The sequence below is a fragment of the Vibrio fujianensis genome, from assembly GCF_002749895.1.
GTDB classification, from domain to species: domain Bacteria; phylum Pseudomonadota; class Gammaproteobacteria; order Enterobacterales; family Vibrionaceae; genus Vibrio; species Vibrio fujianensis.
This window is the reverse complement of record NZ_NBUS01000054.1, coordinates 91,190-111,598: the sequence shown is the minus strand read 5'-3', so window position 1 is coordinate 111,598 and position 20,409 is coordinate 91,190. Positions and strand designations below refer to the sequence as shown.

Here is a 20,409-nt window from a genome sequence, read left to right as displayed (position 1 = left end):
GTGGCTGTTTCGAGACATCTCGCCCCACTACCCATGACAACCCAACTTATGTGGTCGATGACGTTGTCCATTACTGTGTCGCGAATATGCCCGGAGCGGTTGCTCGCACATCGACTTTTGCTCTCAATAACGCAACGCTTCCCTATATTATCAAATTAGCTAACCAAGGCTATCAACAAGCATTGCTGAGTGACCCCGGATTTTTGAAGGGCCTCAATGTCATTCATGGCCAAGTTACCTGTCGAGAAGTTGCCGATAATTTCAAACTACCGTATGTCTCGCCACTTGATGCCATTAACCGATTAAGTGAATAAAGCCAATCAATAGCCGGGGGATACCCGGTTATCTTTTTGTGCATGAATCACAAGGTTTCTCGGTGTGATAGCTCGCGGACAAAACTCACCGATCTCAACTCGATACCCTTGCTCTTGTAGAAATAGCGCCCGATCCAAAACAAGCCACAACTCAAGTAAACGTTGAAAACCATGTTGAACTAAACTGAGTCGCTCCATTTTCCAAAAACGCTCAATACCTTTTTGATGATAATATTCAAAATGAATAGTAGGTAAGGTCATGCCCTTTTTAGCGGCCGCCCAACAACAAAAAGCCTCAAAGCCTTCATTTAACTGCGACTTTTTAACACTCGGGGTCGGAAGGTATTCTTGATAACCGAGTTCAGCTTTTAACAACTCATCCCATCCGAGTCGGTAGGTCATTTCCAACCAACGATGGCGCTTAACACGCTCCCCTCCGGTCACGGTTTCCTGCAACGGGATTCTCAATTCATTCCGAGTCAAATTCAAAGCAGATCGTTTTGCTAGCTGAGAAAGAGGACTATAATATTCACCTTCAATCAAATGATAACAACAAGGAGAAAAGGTAATGGCCGCTAACTGATTCGTCACCGCATACTGCAATAAGCGAACATGTAAATCACCACAGGCATGCAATGCAACGGCATGCTGATGCGCTTTAAATAAACGCTGGCTGCGCACATCCAATGCATCACCTTGAACAAAATTCATCCTTAACCCTAAACGATCCGCCTCCAATTGGCCTTGCTCACATAATGCCTCTTGGTATTCAAAACTCACCACGGGATGAGATGAGTGAGAAGCAAGCCAACGGCCAAGGTATCCTTTACCCGAACACCACTCTAACCAAGCTTCACCTTGATGTCGACTGACCAGAAAAGCCCCCAAACTTTTTATCTGCGCAAACTTACGACCAGGAACCCCAGGATAAGGCTCACTATACGCCTCACAAAAATCATTCGATTGCCCATTCGATAACAACAGACGCAAAGATTGAACAATATGATCAAGTTTAGGGATATGGACCGATAGCATAGCTATTAATGGTTCAGGCTGCTGTTTCAATTCAGCAACCTGTTCATTTGAAAGGGTACTCAACCACGCCTCTAACTCAGGAGCTATTGAAGACCAAGGCGCTGTTGCTAAGCCACTATCATGAAAAGGCTCAAAACGCCAGAAAGGCTGCGTCTGACTAAGATAAGTATCAATGTATTGAAAACAATCGCGCATGCGCCCTCCTCAAATAATGGCCTATTTTAGAGTGGTACTTATGAGGAGGAAAGGATTAGCGTACCGGCAGCTCGATATCTTTAAACATCTCTTCGATTTCAGCATTAGATTTTAAAGAAATCGCACGCTCAACCACAGGTCTGGTTAAATGAGGAGCGAAACGTTCCATAAAATCATACATATATGTGCGCAAAAAAGTACCACGACGAAAACCAATACTCGTGGTACTCGCACCAAAAATGTGGCTGGCATCAATGGCCACTAAATCAGTGTCTTGCTCTTTATCAATCGCCATACTGGCTATCACCCCAATCCCCATCCCCATTCGAACGTAAGTTTTAATCACATCAGCATCCGTGGCCGTAAACACCACTCGAGGATGCAACCCAACACGATTAAAGGCGGTATCAAGTTCTGAACGCCCAGTAAAACCAAACACATAAGTGACCAAAGGGTAAGCCGCAACATCTTCAATGGTAACAGAAGCTTTCTGTGCCAATGGGTGATCGTGAGGCACAACAATGGAGCGATTCCAATGGTAGCAAGGCAACATGATCGCATCTTGATATAAATGGAGTGCTTCAGTAGCAATGGCAAAATTGGCAATACCCTTAGCGATCGCCTCAGACATTTGACTCGGCGTGCCTTGGTGCATATGCAAAGACACTTTCGGATAGCGAGCAGTAAAACCTTTAATTACATCAGGTAATGCATAACGAGCTTGGGTATGGGTGGTTGAAATATTCAACGTGCCCATTTCTGGATGAGTATGCTCTGCGGCAACCGACTTAATGCTTTCTGTTCGCGCAAGAATTTCGGTGGCAATCCGGATAACCTCTTGACCAGCATGGGTCACTTGGGTCAAATGCTTGCCGCTGCGCTCAAAAATCTGTATCCCGAGCTCATCTTCTAATAAGCGAACTTGTTTACTGATACCTGGTTGTGAGGTATACAAACTTTCTGCTGTCGCCGACACATTTAAGTTATGATTGACCACTTCTACAATATATTTAAGTTGCTGCAACTTCATAATTTATCTTATTTCCTTCTGAGAAGTGCGACATCGCCGTTCTATGGTTTATAATGATTAGTTATAACGCTTCACGAACACAATGCAAAGAGCTTACAATAAATAGTTGTACAAACGCGGCACATTTCGATCATCATTAAGAAAAATGAGCGCCTACCCTAAAAATGATCGCTCTGTTGCATTTTTTTATGCGGAAAGCACAAATAATGCACATTGACTCTTGGTAGATGGTGTAGAGAGAAGCTAGGATAGTGTATGCTCTGGCATTGGGCCTTTTAAAAAAGATACGGATTTTATGAATATAGGTTTAATTATCGCTCTGGTGGCCATTCTATTGGTTTTAATCTTGGGTTATAACATCATGCTGCAATACAGACTCAAGATTGAAACAACCAAAAAACAAGAGTCAGCAAGGTACCTAACCATTATTGATGCTACCGAAGACTTAATCGGCAATGCTCATCATCTTCCGTTTAGTAAAGATCTACTTGTTTGCTTGAATACCCGTATTCTTGACGCCCTACAAAATATGTTAGATCTCGATCCAAAAAATAAGCAATTAGCTCAACGTGTTGAAAATATGCAGACACAAATCCAACACCTAAAAGAAAACCACCCGGGTGGAGAAAGTACTACATTTAAAGTCCCGACTAGCGATAAGCAAGCCATCGTCATGCTAAAATTAGTCAAACGGTTACGTGATACTATCCGTAGTGAACATAATAAAGGCCGTTTTGATACCCAAGCTTATGTCACTGAAAATGCTCGATTAGAAACCATACAGATCCGCATTAATATCGAAAATGTCATTAAACGAGCTAAAGATTCAATTGTTCGAGGCCAACCCGGAACCGCCTTACAGTTACTTCGCAAAGGATTAGACGTGCTAAGTACCAAAAATGACAGTTATTCTCATCAAGCTCGAGAAAAGTTACAAGCCATGTATGATGAAGTCGAATCACGTCGCCAAACCAAAAATGCATCTGAAGTTCAACAACGTGAAGAAAAAGAACGAGATAGTGATATGGAAGCGCTCTTTGGTGAAAAGAAAAAGTGGTAATAATCTCTCCCACTACTCACCTATTCATGGCAACATAATATATCAACTTTTTAATGGCTTATGATCAACAATACACCCGCTATTGAACAGCTAATCAATCCACTTAAGCAATTTCTCGCTTGTGCAACCCCCGATGCTTGGCTTAATGAAGCTCAAAAACCCGAAAATCTGTCAATTATCCTCCGTGACCACTTATTGTGTGAGCTGAAAGCCGCACAAAGCGCTATGTTTTTACTTAAACGCTACGTAGTGACAGAGGAAGGAAGCCGGCAACTAAGCCAGTTATCAGCACCTTATGAGCAGTTTGCTTACAAATGCGTCGGTAACCTCAACACGTTACAAGGAAAAAATCAGCTCTCCAAGTCTATTCAAGCGAAGCCAAACTGCCTTTATGGACAAGCGATGATTGATAAAATGGTACTCTTGATCAAAGAAGAGCTGCATCATTTTTATCAAGTACTTGAACTTATCCAACAAAAGGGATTTGAATATCAGCCAATTAACGCTAGTCGATATGCTAAGGGGATGCTTAAACACGTCAAAACGTATGAGCCCGATGCACTCGTCGATAAGCTTATTATTGGCGCATTTATTGAAGCCCGTTCATGTGAACGTTTCGCAAAACTAGCACCTTATTTAGAGCACGATGTAGGAAAATTTTATTTTTCTCTTTTACGCTCAGAAGCACGACACTATCAAGACTACTTGGAACTCGCAGAACAGATTGCAGGTAAAGATATTTCAGAACGTATCGAGCACTTCGCTAATGTTGAAGCTAAATTAATTTCCTCACCGGATAGCGACTTTAAGTTCCATAGCGGTATTCCGACATTTTCAGCGTAAACACAACTCAGCGTAAACTCAACCAAGCAAAAGAGGTGTTCAAATCACCTCTTTTGCTGCTATTGACGATTTAAAGTAGGGATGCATGAATCTCTGCCAACACTTGAGCAGGATTGCTGGCTTTGGTAATTGGCCGACCGATCACGAGATAATCAGCTCCTGAGTTGATGGCTTGCTCTGGCGTCATTATCCGACGTTGGTCACCAATATCGGCCCCTATTGGCCTAATTCCCGGTGTAACTAACTGAAAGGCTTGTCCAAGCTCACGTTTTAGCCTAGAGGCTTCTTGAGCCGAGCATACGACGCCATCTAAACCGGAATTTTTTGTCAGTCTCGCTAAGCGCATCACCTGCTGCTCTGGTTCACTGTTGATACCAATACCTTGTAAATCACTCTGTTCCATACTCGTTAAGACGGTTACTCCAATTAACAATGGACGATCACAACCGTAAGGCTCAAGTATTTCTCGTGCAGCCGTCATCATACGCTCTCCACCGCTGGCATGAACATTGACCATCCAAACACCTAAATCCGCCGCTGCTCGCACTGCCTTAGCGCAAGTATTAGGAATATCATGAAACTTAAGATCGAGAAAAACAGCAAACCCTCGATCATGTAACTCAGTAACGAAATGGGGACCAAACCGTGTAAACATCTCTTTGCCAATTTTTAACCGACAACTTGCCGGATCAATTTTATCGACAAACGTAAGCGCATCGGTTTTGTGTTCATAATCGAGTGCAACGATCACTTTTGGGTCGTTCATTTCTACTCCTAAGATATACATTGAGCCTAAAAAAATGCAGCTTATAGAGCTGCAAATCTTGAAAAATCATTCGCCATCCAATCCACGGATGGGCTTAATCGATCCCCACCCTTTGCAGGATGGACAGTGCCAATATAGCGAGTGCGTTGAGAAACCACAGCGGCGGCATCGGTAATGTGGTTTTGTTTTTAACTGCTCACCCACTAACCGTTGCAAAGTTAACAAACTAGCTTTAGCGCGCCCTTCTTCTGCCTCAGCAATATGGTAATCAATCAGACGATAAAAACCTTTCATGGTTGGATTTTTGACTAATTGGCGAGTTAATAATTCTTGAGCACTGGCGGTACCATCATGCTGCGCGACTAATTGTGCTAGCATTAACTCAGCAGACACTCCTGCATTATTGTTAATACACTGACGCAATAATTCAATCAATTGTGGCTCTTGGCCAAGATGATGATAACATTCGGCTAAGGATGGTAGAACTTCTCCAATAAAATCAATATCTTGCTCGAAAACCATTTCAAGATAAATCAGCGTCTGTTTATAATCTTGGTTGGCTAAATAGAGTTTTCCTAAGGAAATACTGGCACGCACGCATTTAGGGTCTTCATGTAAAGCTCGTTTCAGCAACTGGATCGCTTTATGATCTTTCCCTTCTGCTTTTTCCTGCATTGCCAGTTCACACCAAAAATGAGCAATGGTTTGCTTCATTCGCTTACGCCCGAGCTTGACTAAGGCTTGCGCACATGAAATCGCCTTATGCCATTCACGTGTTTGCTGATAAATTGCGGTTAATTGTTGAAGCGCAGACTCACGATGTTCTGGTTCATCAATTAATTGCTCAAAGATTTTCTCTGCACGATCCAAAAATCCAGCGACCATATAATCTTTCGCTAACTGCTGTAAGGCGAGGTTTTTTTGATCAATGGTTAAGCCTGAACGAGAAATCAGGTTTTGATGGATACGAATTGCACGATCAACCTCACCACGAGAACGAAATAAATTTCCCAATGCAAGATGGGTATCTATCGTTTCGTTATCCACTTGCAACAGCTCGATAAAGTGATCAACGGCTTTATCAGACTGATCTGAAAGTAATAAATTTAGTCCCGTTACATACTGTCGAGATATTTGGTGGGAATGCTTCTGCTTGTCTTGCTGAGCACTACGATTACCCATATACCAGCCATAGGCGGCAGCAATAGGCAAGAGCAAGAAAAGAAGTTCTAACATCTAAGTAATAGCCTTACTCGAGAGTCGCTTTAGCATTTGTCTGCTCTTGCGATTTTGTGTGTTGTTTTAGCTTTCGAGTCAATTTACGAATTTCTAATTGAGATTTCAGATAAAAACTGCCAAAAATGATCCACGCAATAAGAAAGCCAACGACAAAGACACTGCCAAGCAAGGTGGATAGATGAAACTCACCTTGAGCGAATAAATAGTTAAATGTGACTAACGCTTGATTCTGTGATCCTAACGCTAAAGCCAGTAAGAAAAGAGCGAGTAGCACAAGGATTTTTATCATTTTCATAATTGATTACCCATCCACAAATCTATTAACCGATTATGCAGGAAAACGCTCAGACAAACCATGCGCAATTTTATCGTCAAATCAGCTTAAGGTTACTCGAAATCCACAGCAAGCAGTGGACGCCCCAGATAGAAAGAGCCTCCGCCCGATAGGAAGAGAGCAAATAAAGTTGCGATAGCATTCCGAATCAAAATATAAAAAAACGGCACACCAAGACAGTATGCCGCTTATAAGGCTATTCTACCATTAAAACTATTGATTAACTCGCTCACGCAACTCTTTACCCGGTTTAAAGTGCGGAACATATTTACCATCCAATTCGACTTTTTCACCAGTTTTAGGATTGCGTCCAACACGGGGATCACGATAGTGCAAAGAGAAACTACCAAATCCTCGAATTTCAATGCGATCTCCAGCTTCTAATGTTTTCGACATGTGTTCCAGAATCTCTTTTACCGCATCTTCAATTTCTTTTGCCGACAGATGGGGTTGCTCGGTACACAGCCTTTCTATTAATTCAGACTTCGTCATAGTTTCCCTCTTTGAGTTTTTACCCTGATTATAGTCAGTAATATCAATTCCAACAAACACTTGCTTCATATTGTATAAAAAGAGTATGGCTAAGTTGCATCAAAGAAAACGGAGAACATGTCTCTTAGAAAAACTTAGCTTAGCTTTTATACCTCAAAGGGATAAACCGGGCTCTCTGAGGTCCAGCAATACTAGCATAAGTAAATGTAATAGATCATCACGTTATCTCGCTGATGAATAAAAAAAGGGGCCATGCGGCCCCTTTTTAATCAACAAGTTAGATTACTCGCCTTTAGCAGCTTTGAAAGCGTCTGCCATTGCATTACCGAAAGCAACATCATCTTGTTTATTGATAGATGCCATTGCTTCTTGCTCTTCAGCTTCGTCTTTCGCTTTGATAGATAAATTGATGACGCGGTTTTTACGGTCAACACCAGTAAATTTCGCTTCAACTTTATCACCAACACTGAGAAGTAGAGATGCATCTTCTACGCGATCACGAGTAATTTCAGAGGCACGAAGGTAACCTTCTACACCATCTTCTAACTCGATCGTTGCGCCTTTAGCGTCAACAGCGGTTACCGTACCGTTAACTAGAGTGCCTTTCTTATTATCAGCAACATAAGCATTGAATGGGTCATTTTCCATTTGCTTAACGCCTAGAGAAATACGCTCACGCTCTGCATCTACAGCTAGAACAACTGCAGAGATCTCGTCACCTTTTTTGTACTCACGTACTGCTTCTTCTCCAGGAACATTCCAAGAGATGTCAGAAAGGTGAACCAGACCATCGATACCGCCATCAAGACCGATAAAGATACCGAAATCAGTGATAGACTTGATCTTACCAGTCACTTTATCGCCTTTAGCTTGCGCTTCAGCGAATGACTGCCAAGGGTTAGCTTTACACTGTTTCAAGCCTAGAGAGATACGACGACGTTCTTCGTCGATATCAAGAACCATAACCTCAACTTCGTCGCCAACATTAACAACTTTAGATGGGTGAATGTTCTTGTTAGTCCAGTCCATTTCTGAAACGTGAACCAGACCTTCAACGCCTTCTTCGATTTCAACAAAGCAGCCGTAATCAGTTAGGTTTGTTACGCGACCAGTTAGTTTGTGACCTTCTGGGTAACGTTTAGCGATTGCTACCCATGGATCTTCGCCAAGCTGTTTCAGACCTAGAGAAACACGGGTACGTTCACGGTCAAACTTAAGAACTTTAACTAGGATTTCGTCACCAACGTTAACGATTTCTGATGGATGCTTAACGCGTTTCCAAGCCATATCTGTGATATGTAGAAGACCATCAACACCGCCAAGATCAACGAATGCACCGTAGTCAGTAAGGTTCTTAACGATACCTTTAACTTCAGTACCTTCTTGTAGAGTTTCAAGAAGTTCGTCACGCTCAACACTGCTTTCAGATTCGATAACAGCACGACGAGAAACAACAACGTTGTTGCGTTTCTGATCAAGCTTGATGACTTTGAACTCTAGCTCTTTGTTTTCTAAGTGAGCAGTGTCACGGATTGGGCGAACGTCAACTAGAGAGCCTGGAAGGAATGCACGGATACCGTTCAATTCAACAGTGAAGCCACCTTTAACTTTACCATTGATGATACCAATAACCGTTTCAGCTTCTTCGTAAGCTTTCTCAAGAACGATCCACGCTTCGTGACGTTTCGCTTTCTCACGAGAAAGTTGAGTTTCACCGAAACCGTCTTCAACAGCGTCAAGTGCTACGTCAACTTCTGAACCAACTTCTACTTCTAGTTCACCCGCAGCGTTTTTGAACTGTTCTGCTGGAATAGCAGATTCAGACTTAAGGCCAGCGTCAACAAGAACGTAGCCATTTTCAATCGCAACAACAGTACCTTTAACGATAGTACCTTGTTGGAATTGGGTTTCATTTAGAAACTCTTCAAAGAGTTGAGCAAAAGATTCAGTCATGTATTTAATCTTCAATAATTAAACGTCCATGGGTATCCTACCGCATGGGGTTATTAAAATCGCCAGTCATCATCCTTGCGACCAACGTTCTTAACTGGCGTGATTTATTCCACCAGTTTCGATTCTATATATTGTAACGCTTGTTCCACCACTTGATCTATAGATAATGTGGTGGAATCAAGTAATAGCGCATCCTCGGCTGGGCGCAGTGGTGCCACGGAACGATTACGATCTCGTTCATCTCGCTCTTGAATTTCGCTTAAAAGGTCGTCAAATTTAACATTAAGGCCTTTCAGTTGCAACTGCTTATAACGACGCTGAGCTCGTTCTTGTGCGCTCGCATCTAGGAAAATTTTCACAGCAGCTTGGGGGAAAACAACCGTTCCCATATCTCGTCCATCCGCCACCAAGCCATGGCCTTGATCAAAAGCTCGTTGTCGACGTAGCAAAGCTTCTCTGACGCGAGGTAATGCGGCAATTTTTGAGGCAGCCATCCCCGTTTCTTCTTTTCTCAGTTCCCTGGAAACATCTTCTCCTTCAAGAATGACTTTCACCAAATCACCTTCAGCAACAAATTGTACATCCAGATGCGTTGCCAATGGAACTAAAGCGTCTTCTGAATCAATATCAACACCATGATGAAGAGCGGCAAGAGCTAATACCCGATAAATCGCTCCTGAATCTAACAGCTGAAACCCGAGTTTTTTCGCCAACAACATACAAAGAGTGCCTTTACCAGCACCACTAGGTCCATCCACGGTAATGACCGCTGTTTGCAAGGACATGCTTTACTCCATTTATTGTTTATTTTTCGTATGACTTATTTCGCGACTGACGGCGCATTTGACTATACCCAAACAACTTGGAGTTGCAGGTTGGCGGCAAGTGAGTGACAAATTTGTCTGGAACAAATTTGAACAGCCATAGGCTGGCCTTTGGTGAGAGCCACGAATGGCTCTCATAACCCCGATGAACATAGACAGGCTATGTGATTGAGGTGAACGAACGTAGCCAACCCCCCTGCAGATCAAGTAGGAAAGGGATAGCATGGAATTATATACCGAAGTGCAACTAAGATGCGAGTTTCCCAACCCGTTACAATAAGACAACGCCTTATACTATCTACACCCAAACAACTTGGAATTGCAGGTTGGCTATATCGAGAAAGAGCAAAAAATAACAGTAACGCAGAGACTAAAGAAGAGAAAGGACAGGGGTGTATAAACAAAAACTCAGGAATTTTTCCTGAGTTTTGATAATCAACCCAAATACTCATATAGGATGGAAATGAGATTAAAGCAAAATTCGCTTGTCATTTTTATTGACCGTCGCTCGGCCAATGCCTTTTACCTTAATTAAATCATCCTTATTAGTAAAAGCACCGTTTTGTTCCCGATACTCAACAATCGCCTGTGCTTTTTGCAAGCCAATTCCTTGCAATAACGTCGCCATTTCTTCTGCAGAAGCGGTATTAATATTAACGGTGATCTCAAACCCTTGACTGACCTCAGTAAGTTCTTCACCAGAGGCATAACTCATTGGCCAGCAAGCTCCTAACAGTAAAATGATTAAGTATTTTTTTAGCATCATAACTCTCCTTGTGATTACCTATGCGACAACGCGTATTGATATTAAGGGAAATAAAGACACAACAAATCAAACAAAACCGTAAAATAAAATGAGCTGCAAAGGCAGCCCATTTTAACAAACATATCAATTACATGATGTGTATTATTGATTCACAGAGAAATACTCAATTTCTGTATTTTTACGCAATACATTCAGTACACTATCTAAATCCTGCTGAGTACCAAGACGAGATAATTGAGCAGCAATTTGCTCACGATATTGCGCATCGACCTGAGTATCAACTTTATCTAACGCAATCACAACCACGTTTCCATCCTGATCTTTTCCTTGCGCATAAACCGATTTATCTTGTTCCGGCTTGGGCATTGAAAAGACAATCTTAGCCAAAGCTGCACCACGATCAATCGTTTGTGGTTGGCTAAAAGTAAGCTTATGCTCGGCCAGTAAGTGATCATCCCCTGCTTGCAATCCACTCACTAGCTGAGTCGCTAACTGCTGTGCTTGTTGAGCACCTTTTAGCTGCACCAGTTCCGCCTCAATGGATGACTTGACCTCGGCTAATGGCAAAATAGTTTCAGGTCGAGACTCTTCAACACGCACCACCACAATGTGTTCTGGAGCAATTTCAATCACCTCTGAGTTCAAACCATCTTCTTTGACTTCTGGTGACTGCAATGCCTGTAACACATCCGTATTACGTAAACGTTGGGGAAGTTCATCAACTGAAATAAAGTCAGTACGCTGAATCTGTGCATGAACCACTTGCGCTGCATCATCCAATGAATCTGGAGATTCAAACGCTACTTTTTCAAGCTCAGTTTGCAGTTGGTAGAACTGATCAACCGCTTGTTGATCTTGCAGCTCAGTTTTAATTTGCGTAACAACTTGCTCAAAAGGTCGAACCATGGGGGCGTTAAGCTCATCAAGTTTGATAATGTGGTAACCAGATTTCGATTTAACTAAGCCCGTTACATCACCAACATGCTGTAGCGCAAACGCTGCATCTTCAAACGCTGCATCCATCGTACCACGTTCAATCCAGCCCAGATTACCGCCTTCTTGTACACTCCCAGTATCTTGTGACTTTTCTTTGGCTAGGGTGGCAAAATCAGCCCCTGCATCAAGTTCATCAAGAATAGCTTGAGCCATTGCCCTGTCATCACCTTTCACAAGGATATGGCTCACTTTACGCTGTTCATCTGACGTATATTTATCTTGATGCTCTTGATAATAAGCTTGTGCTTGCTCATCACTCACCAATACCGCAGCTTTCAATTGTTGCGCTGCCAGTTCAATATAAGAAATTTTCATCTGTTCTGGACGAGTATAGCGCTCATCATTTGCTTGGTAGTATTGCTCGATTTCCTCAGCGGTAACTTGGACTGACTGAGTAAAAGATGCGGTCGGTAAAGAGATGGTACGAATTTGACGTTGCTGAGTAATTAAAGCACTCTGGGCATCAATTTCACCATTTAGGGTAAATTCACTACCTTGTAGCGCAGTCATTAACTGATTACGTACTAAATTACGACGTAGATATTGTGCAAACCCGTCTGGGGTAAACCCAGCACGACGCAAAGCCGATTGGTAAAGCGTTTGATCAAACTGACCTTCCGATTGAAACTCAGGCATGGTTAAAATTGATTGACGAACTTGTTCATCGCTCACTCTGAGCCCAAGTGATTGAGCATGTTGCTCAAGTAAAAGATCATTAATTAAATTATCAAGCACTGACTTTCGCAAGAAGGAAACGTAAGCCGGATCGGCTAACAAGTTAGAAAAGTAATCGCCAAACTGAGATTGCATACGATTACGTTCATTTTGGTAAGCTTGCTCAAATTCTCCTCGGCCAATATCAACACCGCCGACTTTAGCGGCAGCGTTATTGCCGCCACTAATCAGGGAATTACCTACCCCAGCAAAGACAAAAGAAAGGATAATTAGTCCTAGGATAATTTTTATCGCGGTGCTGTTCACGCCCTCGCGTAATCGATCCATCATAGTTTTACTGCTCTCCGGATTTGAAGTCACAGACTTCAGCCAAAATTGAATAGCGCGATAATATCAGAAAAAGAAATGCGCATCAGTAGGATGCGCATAATTTCAAAAGGTTCGAACTAAATTTGCGTAAAAACAACAAAAGTAACTGAATTAGTTACAAGCATCTTTCAATGCTTTACCCGCTTTGAAAGCAGGTACTTTTGCTTCAGCGATTTGAATCTCTTCGCCCGTTTTAGGGTTACGACCAGTACGAGCCGCACGGGTACGAACTGAGAAGGTACCAAAGCCCACTAATGCCACTTGATCACCAGACTGAAGAGTATCGCTCACTGCTTCAATAAATGCATCAAGGGCACGACCAGCTGATGCTTTTGAGATATCAGCGTCAGCTGCAATTTTTTCTACTAATTGAGTTTTATTCACTATGATTCCCCTTTGGCTACCAAGTTATTATTTTGTTCGGTGCCGATTCGTTCCATTAAGATTAAAAACAGGCTTAAAGCCTTGTGACAACTGGGCTTAAGCCATAGTCAATAACGTTAGCTCTCAAAAAAAACGCTGACAAGCCTTTTTCCACCTATCAGCGTAATCTTTTACTTATTTTTGCTGCATATCACTATTTGACCGCTGAAAAACTGACCCCATTCGGATCTTTTTCTAATGCAACTTGCAATACTTCATCAATCCACTGGACTGGGATAACTTGCAAATCTGCAATCACGTTATCTGGAATCTCTTCTAGATCACGCTCATTATCTTTAGGGATTAACACGGTTTTGATCCCGCCACGATGGGCCGCAAGCAGCTTTTCTTTCAAACCGCCAATCGGCAACACCTCGCCTCGCAGCGTAATTTCACCTGTCATTGCCACTTCCGCTTTTACCGGATTGCCGGTAAGGCTAGAGACTAACGCTGTACACATCGCGATCCCCGCACTCGGGCCATCCTTCGGTGTTGCCCCTTCCGGAACATGAACATGGATATCTTTCTTTTCATAAAAGTCACCATTGATACCGAGTTTTTCCGCACGAGAGCGAACGACAGTCATCGCGGCTTGAATCGATTCTTGCATCACATCGCCCAGCGAACCGGTTTGTGTTAACTTCCCTTTGCCCGGCATCGATTGTGTTTCAATCGTGAGAAGATCGCCACCGACTTCAGTCCATGCAAGGCCAGTAACTTGACCGATACGATTACTTTCATCCGCTTTACCATAATCAAACCGCTGTACACCTAAAAATTCTTTTAAGTTTGCTTGATTAACCGTCACGGTTTTGACCCCAGTATTGAGCAGAATTTTCTTCACCGCTTTACGACAGATTTTAGAAATTTCTCGCTCAAGCCCGCGGACTCCTGCTTCGCGTGTATAGTAGCGGATAATACCAATAATGGCTGAATCTTCGATGATGATCTCACTAGGTTTCAAACCATTACGCTCAATTTGCTTATTCACTAAATGACGTTTTGCTATATTGAGTTTTTCATCTTCGGTATAACCGGATAGACGAATCACTTCCATACGATCCAACAGCGGGCCTGGAATATTCATCGAGTTAGACGTCGCGACAAACATCACATCCGATAAGTCATAGTCAACTTCCAAATAATGGTCATTAAACGAGTTATTTTGTTCAGGGTCTAGCACTTCTAACAAGGCAGAAGCGGGATCGCCACGCATGTCTGAAGACATTTTATCGATTTCATCTAATAAAAATAGCGGGTTTTTAACCCCAACTTTTGCCATTTTTTGAATCAACTTACCCGGTAATGAACCAATATAAGTTCGACGGTGCCCGCGAATCTCGGCTTCATCCCGCACGCCACCTAGAGCCATACGGACATATTTACGGCCAGTGGCGGCAGCGATAGAGCGTCCTAATGACGTTTTACCCACCCCTGGAGGCCCAACCAAACATAAAATTGGCCCTTTTAACTTATTGATCCGTGTTTGTACCGCCAGGTATTCCAAAATGCGCTCTTTTACCCGTTTCAAACCATAATGATCAGCATTGAGGATCTCTTCTGCTTTAGCGAGATCTTTTTTCACTTTAGAGCGCTTCGTCCAAGGCACGCTAACCATCCAGTCGATGTAGCTGCGAACCACCGTGGCTTCTGCCGACATCGGAGACATCATTTTTAGTTTTTGCAGCTCTTGCTCTGTTTTTTCTCGAGCTTCTTTTGGCATCTTCGATGCTTCAATTTTTTGTTGCAAAACTTCAAATTCATCGGGTGCATCATCCATCTCACCGAGTTCTTTCTGAATAGCTTTCATTTGCTCATTCAGGTAGTACTCTCGCTGAGATTTTTCCATCTGCTTTTTCACGCGGGTACGAATGCGTTTTTCAACTTGCAGCAGATCAATTTCTGATTCCATTTGCCCCATCAAAAATTCCAAACGTTCAGCGACGTCTAAAATTTCTAAAACTTGTTGTTTATCTGCCAGTTTTAGTGGCATATGCGCTGCGATGGTATCGGCAAGGCGAGCGGCTTCATCGATACCATTCAGTGATGTCAGGACTTCAGGAGGAATCTTTTTATTCAGCTTGATAAAACCTTCAAACTGATTGATCGCGCTGCGCACAACCACTTCTTGCTCTTTATCATCCAACTCTGGAGTCAATAAATACTCAGCTTCCGCTGAGAAAAATTCACCTTCGTTGAATTGATGGATTTTTGCGCGCTGTTGACCTTCAACTAAGACTTTTACCGTACCATCGGGTAATTTCAATAATTGAAGGATGGTCGCCACAGTTCCCACTTCAAAGAGATCTGAAACTTTCGGCTCATCGGTTTCTGCTTGCTTTTGAGCAACCAGAAGCACTTGCTTGTTGTTATCCATTGCCGCATCTAAACACTGAATGGATTTTTCACGGCCAACAAACAGAGGAATGACCATATGTGGGTACACCACTACATCTCGTAGAGGGAGTACTGGGATCTCAATACGCTCGGATCGTTCCAAGTTCATATTATTCTCTCTTCCGCTTTTATGTATATGGCAGTATATGGGGGCTAACAGACTGGATTCAATGACAGAATTAAAAAAAGGAGGCTTGACCGCCTCCTTTTAAAACAGTTGCACAAATTTTATTCAGCACCTGCAGCTTGATGCTCATTTCCTGCGTAAATGAGTAAAGGAGCTGACTCACCATTTATAACAGACTCATCAATGACAACTTTCTCAACGTCAGACATTGAAGGCAGTTCATACATGGTTTCTAACAGGACGTTTTCAAGAATAGAACGTAGACCCCGAGCACCAGTTTTACGCTTCATCGCTTTAGCGGCGATTGCACGTAAGGCATCTTCACGAAATTCTAGTTCCGTCTCTTCTAACTCAAAAAGAGCGGCATACTGTTTTGTCAATGCGTTTTTCGGCTCACATAAGATTTGAATTAAGGCTTTCTCATCCAGTTCTGTTAAGGTTGCCGTGACTGGCAAGCGCCCAATAAACTCTGGAATCAACCCATATTTTACCAAATCTTCAGGTTCTACTTGGGTAAAGAGTTCACTTATCGACTTACTACTGTCTTTTGAGCGAACTTCAGCCCCAAAACCAATTCCTGTCCCTTTCGCGACACGTTGTTCAATGACTTTATCCAAACCAGAGAAAGCACCACCACAAATGAAAAGAATTTTTGAGGTGTCAACCTGTAAAAACTCTTGCTGCGGATGCTTACGTCCACCTTGTGGCGGAACGGATGCCACTGTACCTTCCACCAGTTTTAGCAGCGCTTGCTGAACCCCTTCACCGGATACATCACGAGTGATGGATGGATTTTCTGCTTTACGTGAAATTTTATCGATTTCATCGATATAGACAATTCCTCGCTCTGCCTTGGCAACATCATAGTCACATTTTTGTAGCAGTTTCTGGATGATGTTTTCAACATCTTCTCCCACATAACCGGCTTCGGTTAATGTAGTTGCATCTGCCATCGTAAACGGAACGTCTAAGAAACGAGCCAAGGTTTCAGCAAGTAGTGTTTTACCACTTCCTGTTGGACCAATCAGCAAAATATTACTTTTGCCAAGTTCCACACCGTCACTCGTTGTATCACCGTTACGTAAACGCTTGTAGTGGTTATATACCGCAACCGCAAGCACTTTTTTTGCATGTTCTTGGCCAATCACATAGTCATCGAGATGTTCACGAATTTCTCGAGGAGTCGGCAACGCTGACGACTCTTTCTTCGGTAAAACATCTTTGATCTCTTCACGAATAATATCGTTACAAAGATCGACACATTCATCACAGATGTATACTGAAGGACCGGCGATTAGCTTGCGAACTTCGTGCTGGCTTTTGCCACAGAAAGAGCAGTACAGCAATTTACTGCTACCACCCTCTTTGCTTTTATCTGTCATTCGCTAACCTCTTAGCCTTTACTCTTTATGGTTTCAGTGTATAACAATTTACACTAGATTGCGTTAACCAATTTTCACAATGGCTATTCACCACGATGAGTTAACACAGCATCGACTAACCCGTATTCCACCGCTTGATCCGCTGACATAAAATTATCACGATCGGTATCGCGTTCAATGATTTCGAGTGGTTGTCCTGTGTGTTCTGCTAGCAATTTGTTAAGTTTATTCTTAATACTTAGAATTTCTTGCGCATGGATTTGAATGTCTGAGGCTTGGCCTTGGAAGCCCCCTAGTGGTTGATGAATCATTACGCGAGAATTGGGTAAGACATAACGTTTACCCGGTGCACCACCAGCGAGTAAAAAGGCCCCCATTGAACAAGCTTGCCCGATACATAACGTGCTGACATTAGGCTTGATAAACTGCATGGTGTCATAAATAGACATGCCAGCAGTCACACTGCCACCAGGAGAGTTAATGTATAGGAAAATATCTTTATCAGGATTTTCAGATTCTAAAAAAAGCAGTTGAGCCACGACAAGATTTGCCATGTGATCTTCTACTTGGCCTGTCAGAAAAATCACTCTGTCTTTTAATAGACGAGAATAGATATCATATGAACGCTCACCACGAGATGTCTGTTCTACCACCATGGGTACGAGCGCATCAATCACTGGCGACATTGCATTTTTTTCTTGGTAGCTCATATAGTCTTGTATCCCTAAAATAAATGGCCCGAATGATGGGCATCACGCGGACCATTGTTAGCAGAAGAGCTGACGTTTCGTCAACCTTTCTACGTGACAAATTGCTTAAATCAAGCAGCTTCTGGATTCATTAGCTCATTAAAGCTAACTGTTTTTTCCGTCACTTTGGCTTTAGCAATGATCGCCTCAATCGCTTGCTCTTCTAGAGCAAGATTGCGCATATTATCCATCATTTGCTCATTTTGCTGATAGTAAGCAATCACTTCTGATGGATCTTCATAAGCAGTTGCCATCTCATCAATTAGAGCTTTTACTTTTTCTTCATCAGCTTTTAGCTCTTCAGTGCGAATAACTTCACCTAAGAGTAGACCAACCACAACGCGACGTTTTGCTTGTTCTTCAAAAAGTTCACGTGGAAGTTGATTAGCGGCTTCCATGTTACCACCAAAACGTTGAGCTGCTTGCTGGCGTAATACATTAATTTCTTGGTCAACCAATGCAGAAGGAACCGGAGTTTCGTTCTCTTTTACTAGGCCTTCAATCGCTTGCTCTTTCACGCGAGTTTTGATGGCTTGCTTCAGCTCACGCTCCATATTTTTACGAACTTCGGCTTTCAAACCTTCAATTCCGCCTTCAGCCACACCAAACTTAGCCACAAATTCATCATTCATTTCTGGCAGTTCACGCGCTTCTACTTTATTAACTTTAATGGCAAACTTGGCCGCTTTACCTTTTAGGTTCTCTGCGTGGTAATCTTCAGGGAAGTTAACGTCGATTTCAAATTCCATGCCTTTAGTTTTGCCAACGATACCATCTTCAAAACCAGGAATCATACGGCCAGCACCCATTTCTAGTGGGAAGTTTTCAGCTTTACCGCCTTCAAATTCTTCACCATCAATAGAACCAACAAAATCGATAGAAACTCGCTTACCTTCTTCAGCAGCTTCGTCCACTTCAACCCAAGCGGCTTGTTGTTTACGAAGTGTTTCCAACATTTCAGCAACATCTGAATCAGTCACTTCTGCTGCTGGTTTTTCTACCGTGATATTTTCTAGACCTTTCAACTCAACTTCTGGGTAAACTTCAAACGTTGCTGTAAAAACAAGGTCTTTTCCTGCTTCGTTTTCAACAGGAGCAAAGGTTGGTGCGCCAGCAGGATTGATTTTTTCTTTCACGATTGCTTCGATAAAGTGACGCTGCATCACTTCACCCAATACATCTTGACGTACTGCTTTGCCGTACATCTTAGCAACCATCTTCATTGGCACTTTGCCTTTACGGAAACCATCGAAACGACGGTTCTTGGCGATGTTGCGTAGTTCCGCTGTCACCGCATCTTCGATGTTTGCAGCTGGAACAGTAATATTGAGACGGCGCTCTAGGCCTTCTAGCGTTTCAACAGTAACTTGCATTGTTTATAAACCTCAAAACTGGCTCAGTATTCCTGAGCATCATGAGCCAATACCGTGATTGGCTGCATCCTTGTGTTGTGTTCGATTGAACACTTAAATGATAAATATTAGGCATCGATATTTCGGCTTAATAAGCCTTAATATCAGACTAATAAGTGATATCTTTGCCGATTTGCGCCGAATAAAGGTATCTCTGATTAGCCTCAGGGCAAAAATTTAGACGTGACATTCTACCGATCAGGGCTTTTCCTGTCGAGTTAAACCCCAAACCATCGCTTATAAATCTGTCCAAAAACGACCTAAGTGCTAAAGTTTTCATCAAACACTTAAAACCATGAGAATTTAAATGGGGACAATAAAGGCTTTTTCAAGAGAATCGAGGCTTTTTTTTATCCAAACATTCAAAAAGAGATCTTGCTCTTATTTTGCAGGGCAAGCGCATTAATAGTTAACCATCATGATGGCCGTCTAAGACGAGCAACTGATGACCAATGTTTTCCCCCACTCCGTGGGGAGCCTTGCATAGCGTTCATATTCTGGCTATTCGTCAAAAGGTCGAGGTAATCGCTGAATCAGTGTCTCGATTTGATGACAATTGCCTTGGGTTGCCTGTTCAATCGCCTCTTGCGCCAAAAATAGACACGGAAGGGAAACAAGCCCCTTCCGTTACCGTTCATTATAATGCCCATAAAATAAGCGCTAATACCTGTGGAGATAGTATCCGCAAACACATGACTAACGGATAAACCGTTGCATAAGCTAACGCTGATGCGCCGCTTGTTTCATGTAAACCATTTGCAAAAGCTAATGCTGGTGGATCCGTCATTGAGCCTGCCAACATACCACACATAGTAAGGTAGTTCAGTTGACCAAATAGCCGAGCCAAGATCCCTACGGTAATTAATGGGATAGCGGTAATTAATGCACCATATCCCATCCAACTGACACCATCACCTTGCACTAAGGTATCAATAAAATGCCCTCCCGATTTTAGTCCAACCACAGAGAGGAATAGAACAATACCAATTTCACGTAATGCTAAGTTAGCGCTTGGTGGCATGAACCAG

Annotated in this window: 18 protein-coding genes and 1 pseudogene; 3 read left to right on the top strand and 16 right to left on the bottom strand. The window is 42.6% G+C overall.

Annotation, left to right across the window (positions count from 1 at the left end; all coding sequences use genetic code 11):
• Window positions 1–314: pseudogene (locus B7C60_RS19370) on the top strand (alanine dehydrogenase); the annotation flags it as partial.
• Between the two features lie 6 nt (window positions 315–320).
• Here B7C60_RS19370 and B7C60_RS13655 read toward each other — a convergent pair.
• Entirely contained in the window at window positions 321–1,544 is a 1,224-nt protein-coding gene (locus tag B7C60_RS13655; protein ID WP_099612146.1) for a methyltransferase, read from the bottom strand.
• A gap of 55 nt (window positions 1,545–1,599) precedes the next feature.
• Window positions 1,600–2,574 (bottom strand): HTH-type transcriptional regulator CysB, encoded by a 975-nt coding sequence (cysB, locus tag B7C60_RS13650; protein ID WP_099612145.1) that lies wholly within the window; start codon window positions 2,572–2,574, stop codon window positions 1,600–1,602.
• Window positions 2,575–2,869: 295 nt separating this feature from the next.
• Here cysB and B7C60_RS13645 point away from each other — a divergent pair, with 295 nt between their 5' ends.
• Both B7C60_RS13645 and miaE read left to right on the top strand, forming a co-directional pair.
• Window positions 2,870–3,634 (top strand): DNA repair protein, encoded by a 765-nt coding sequence (locus tag B7C60_RS13645; RefSeq protein ID WP_099612144.1) that lies wholly within the window; start codon window positions 2,870–2,872, stop codon window positions 3,632–3,634.
• 60 nt (window positions 3,635–3,694) lie between these two features.
• Window positions 3,695–4,477 (top strand): tRNA isopentenyl-2-thiomethyl-A-37 hydroxylase MiaE, encoded by a 783-nt coding sequence (miaE, locus tag B7C60_RS13640; RefSeq protein ID WP_099612143.1) that lies wholly within the window; start codon window positions 3,695–3,697, stop codon window positions 4,475–4,477.
• 70 nt (window positions 4,478–4,547) lie between these two features.
• Here the strand turns inward: miaE and pyrF are convergent, their stop codons facing one another.
• The 14 genes from pyrF to B7C60_RS19365 all read right to left on the bottom strand — a co-directional run.
• On the bottom strand, window positions 4,548–5,243 hold the full coding sequence (pyrF, locus tag B7C60_RS13635; protein ID WP_099612142.1) for an orotidine-5'-phosphate decarboxylase: 696 nt from the start codon (window positions 5,241–5,243) through the stop codon (window positions 4,548–4,550).
• A 66-nt stretch (window positions 5,244–5,309) separates the two neighbouring features.
• Window positions 5,310–6,479, bottom strand: coding sequence for a lipopolysaccharide assembly protein LapB (lapB, locus tag B7C60_RS13630; protein WP_099612141.1), 1,170 nt, complete (start codon window positions 6,477–6,479; stop codon window positions 5,310–5,312).
• A gap of 13 nt (window positions 6,480–6,492) precedes the next feature.
• Window positions 6,493–6,777, bottom strand: a complete 285-nt coding sequence (locus tag B7C60_RS13625; RefSeq protein WP_099612140.1) for a LapA family protein — start codon at window positions 6,775–6,777, stop codon at window positions 6,493–6,495.
• A 252-nt stretch (window positions 6,778–7,029) separates the two neighbouring features.
• On the bottom strand, window positions 7,030–7,308 hold the full coding sequence (gene ihfB, locus B7C60_RS13620; protein ID WP_099612139.1) for an integration host factor subunit beta: 279 nt from the start codon (window positions 7,306–7,308) through the stop codon (window positions 7,030–7,032).
• Between the two features lie 282 nt (window positions 7,309–7,590).
• Window positions 7,591–9,261, bottom strand: a complete 1,671-nt coding sequence (gene rpsA, locus B7C60_RS13615) for a 30S ribosomal protein S1 (protein ID WP_099612138.1) — start codon at window positions 9,259–9,261, stop codon at window positions 7,591–7,593.
• 104 nt (window positions 9,262–9,365) lie between these two features.
• Window positions 9,366–10,046 carry a (d)CMP kinase gene (gene cmk / locus B7C60_RS13610; RefSeq protein ID WP_099612137.1) on the bottom strand — a complete coding sequence of 227 codons (681 nt, stop codon included), beginning with the start codon at window positions 10,044–10,046 and terminating at the stop codon, window positions 9,366–9,368.
• A gap of 508 nt (window positions 10,047–10,554) precedes the next feature.
• Window positions 10,555–10,851 carry a ComEA family DNA-binding protein gene (locus tag B7C60_RS13600; RefSeq protein ID WP_099612135.1) on the bottom strand — a complete coding sequence of 99 codons (297 nt, stop codon included), beginning with the start codon at window positions 10,849–10,851 and terminating at the stop codon, window positions 10,555–10,557.
• 141 nt (window positions 10,852–10,992) lie between these two features.
• Window positions 10,993–12,852, bottom strand: coding sequence for a peptidylprolyl isomerase (gene ppiD / locus B7C60_RS13595; RefSeq protein ID WP_099612134.1), 1,860 nt, complete (start codon window positions 12,850–12,852; stop codon window positions 10,993–10,995).
• A gap of 150 nt (window positions 12,853–13,002) precedes the next feature.
• Window positions 13,003–13,275: an HU family DNA-binding protein gene (locus tag B7C60_RS13590; protein ID WP_099612133.1), complete on the bottom strand. Its 273-nt coding sequence runs from the start codon at window positions 13,273–13,275 to the stop codon at window positions 13,003–13,005.
• Between the two features lie 193 nt (window positions 13,276–13,468).
• Window positions 13,469–15,820, bottom strand: coding sequence for an endopeptidase La (gene lon, locus B7C60_RS13585; protein ID WP_099612132.1), 2,352 nt, complete (start codon window positions 15,818–15,820; stop codon window positions 13,469–13,471).
• Between the two features lie 119 nt (window positions 15,821–15,939).
• Window positions 15,940–17,220 (bottom strand): ATP-dependent protease ATP-binding subunit ClpX, encoded by a 1,281-nt coding sequence (clpX, locus tag B7C60_RS13580; RefSeq protein ID WP_099612131.1) that lies wholly within the window; start codon window positions 17,218–17,220, stop codon window positions 15,940–15,942.
• A gap of 83 nt (window positions 17,221–17,303) precedes the next feature.
• Entirely contained in the window at window positions 17,304–17,930 is a 627-nt protein-coding gene (clpP, locus tag B7C60_RS13575; protein WP_099612130.1) for an ATP-dependent Clp endopeptidase proteolytic subunit ClpP, read from the bottom strand.
• Between the two features lie 110 nt (window positions 17,931–18,040).
• Window positions 18,041–19,342 (bottom strand): trigger factor, encoded by a 1,302-nt coding sequence (gene tig / locus B7C60_RS13570; protein WP_099612129.1) that lies wholly within the window; start codon window positions 19,340–19,342, stop codon window positions 18,041–18,043.
• A gap of 676 nt (window positions 19,343–20,018) precedes the next feature.
• Window positions 20,019–20,409, bottom strand: a 391-nt coding sequence (locus B7C60_RS19365; RefSeq protein ID WP_483887764.1) for an aspartate-alanine antiporter-like transporter, incomplete at its 5' end; no start/stop codon positions are given.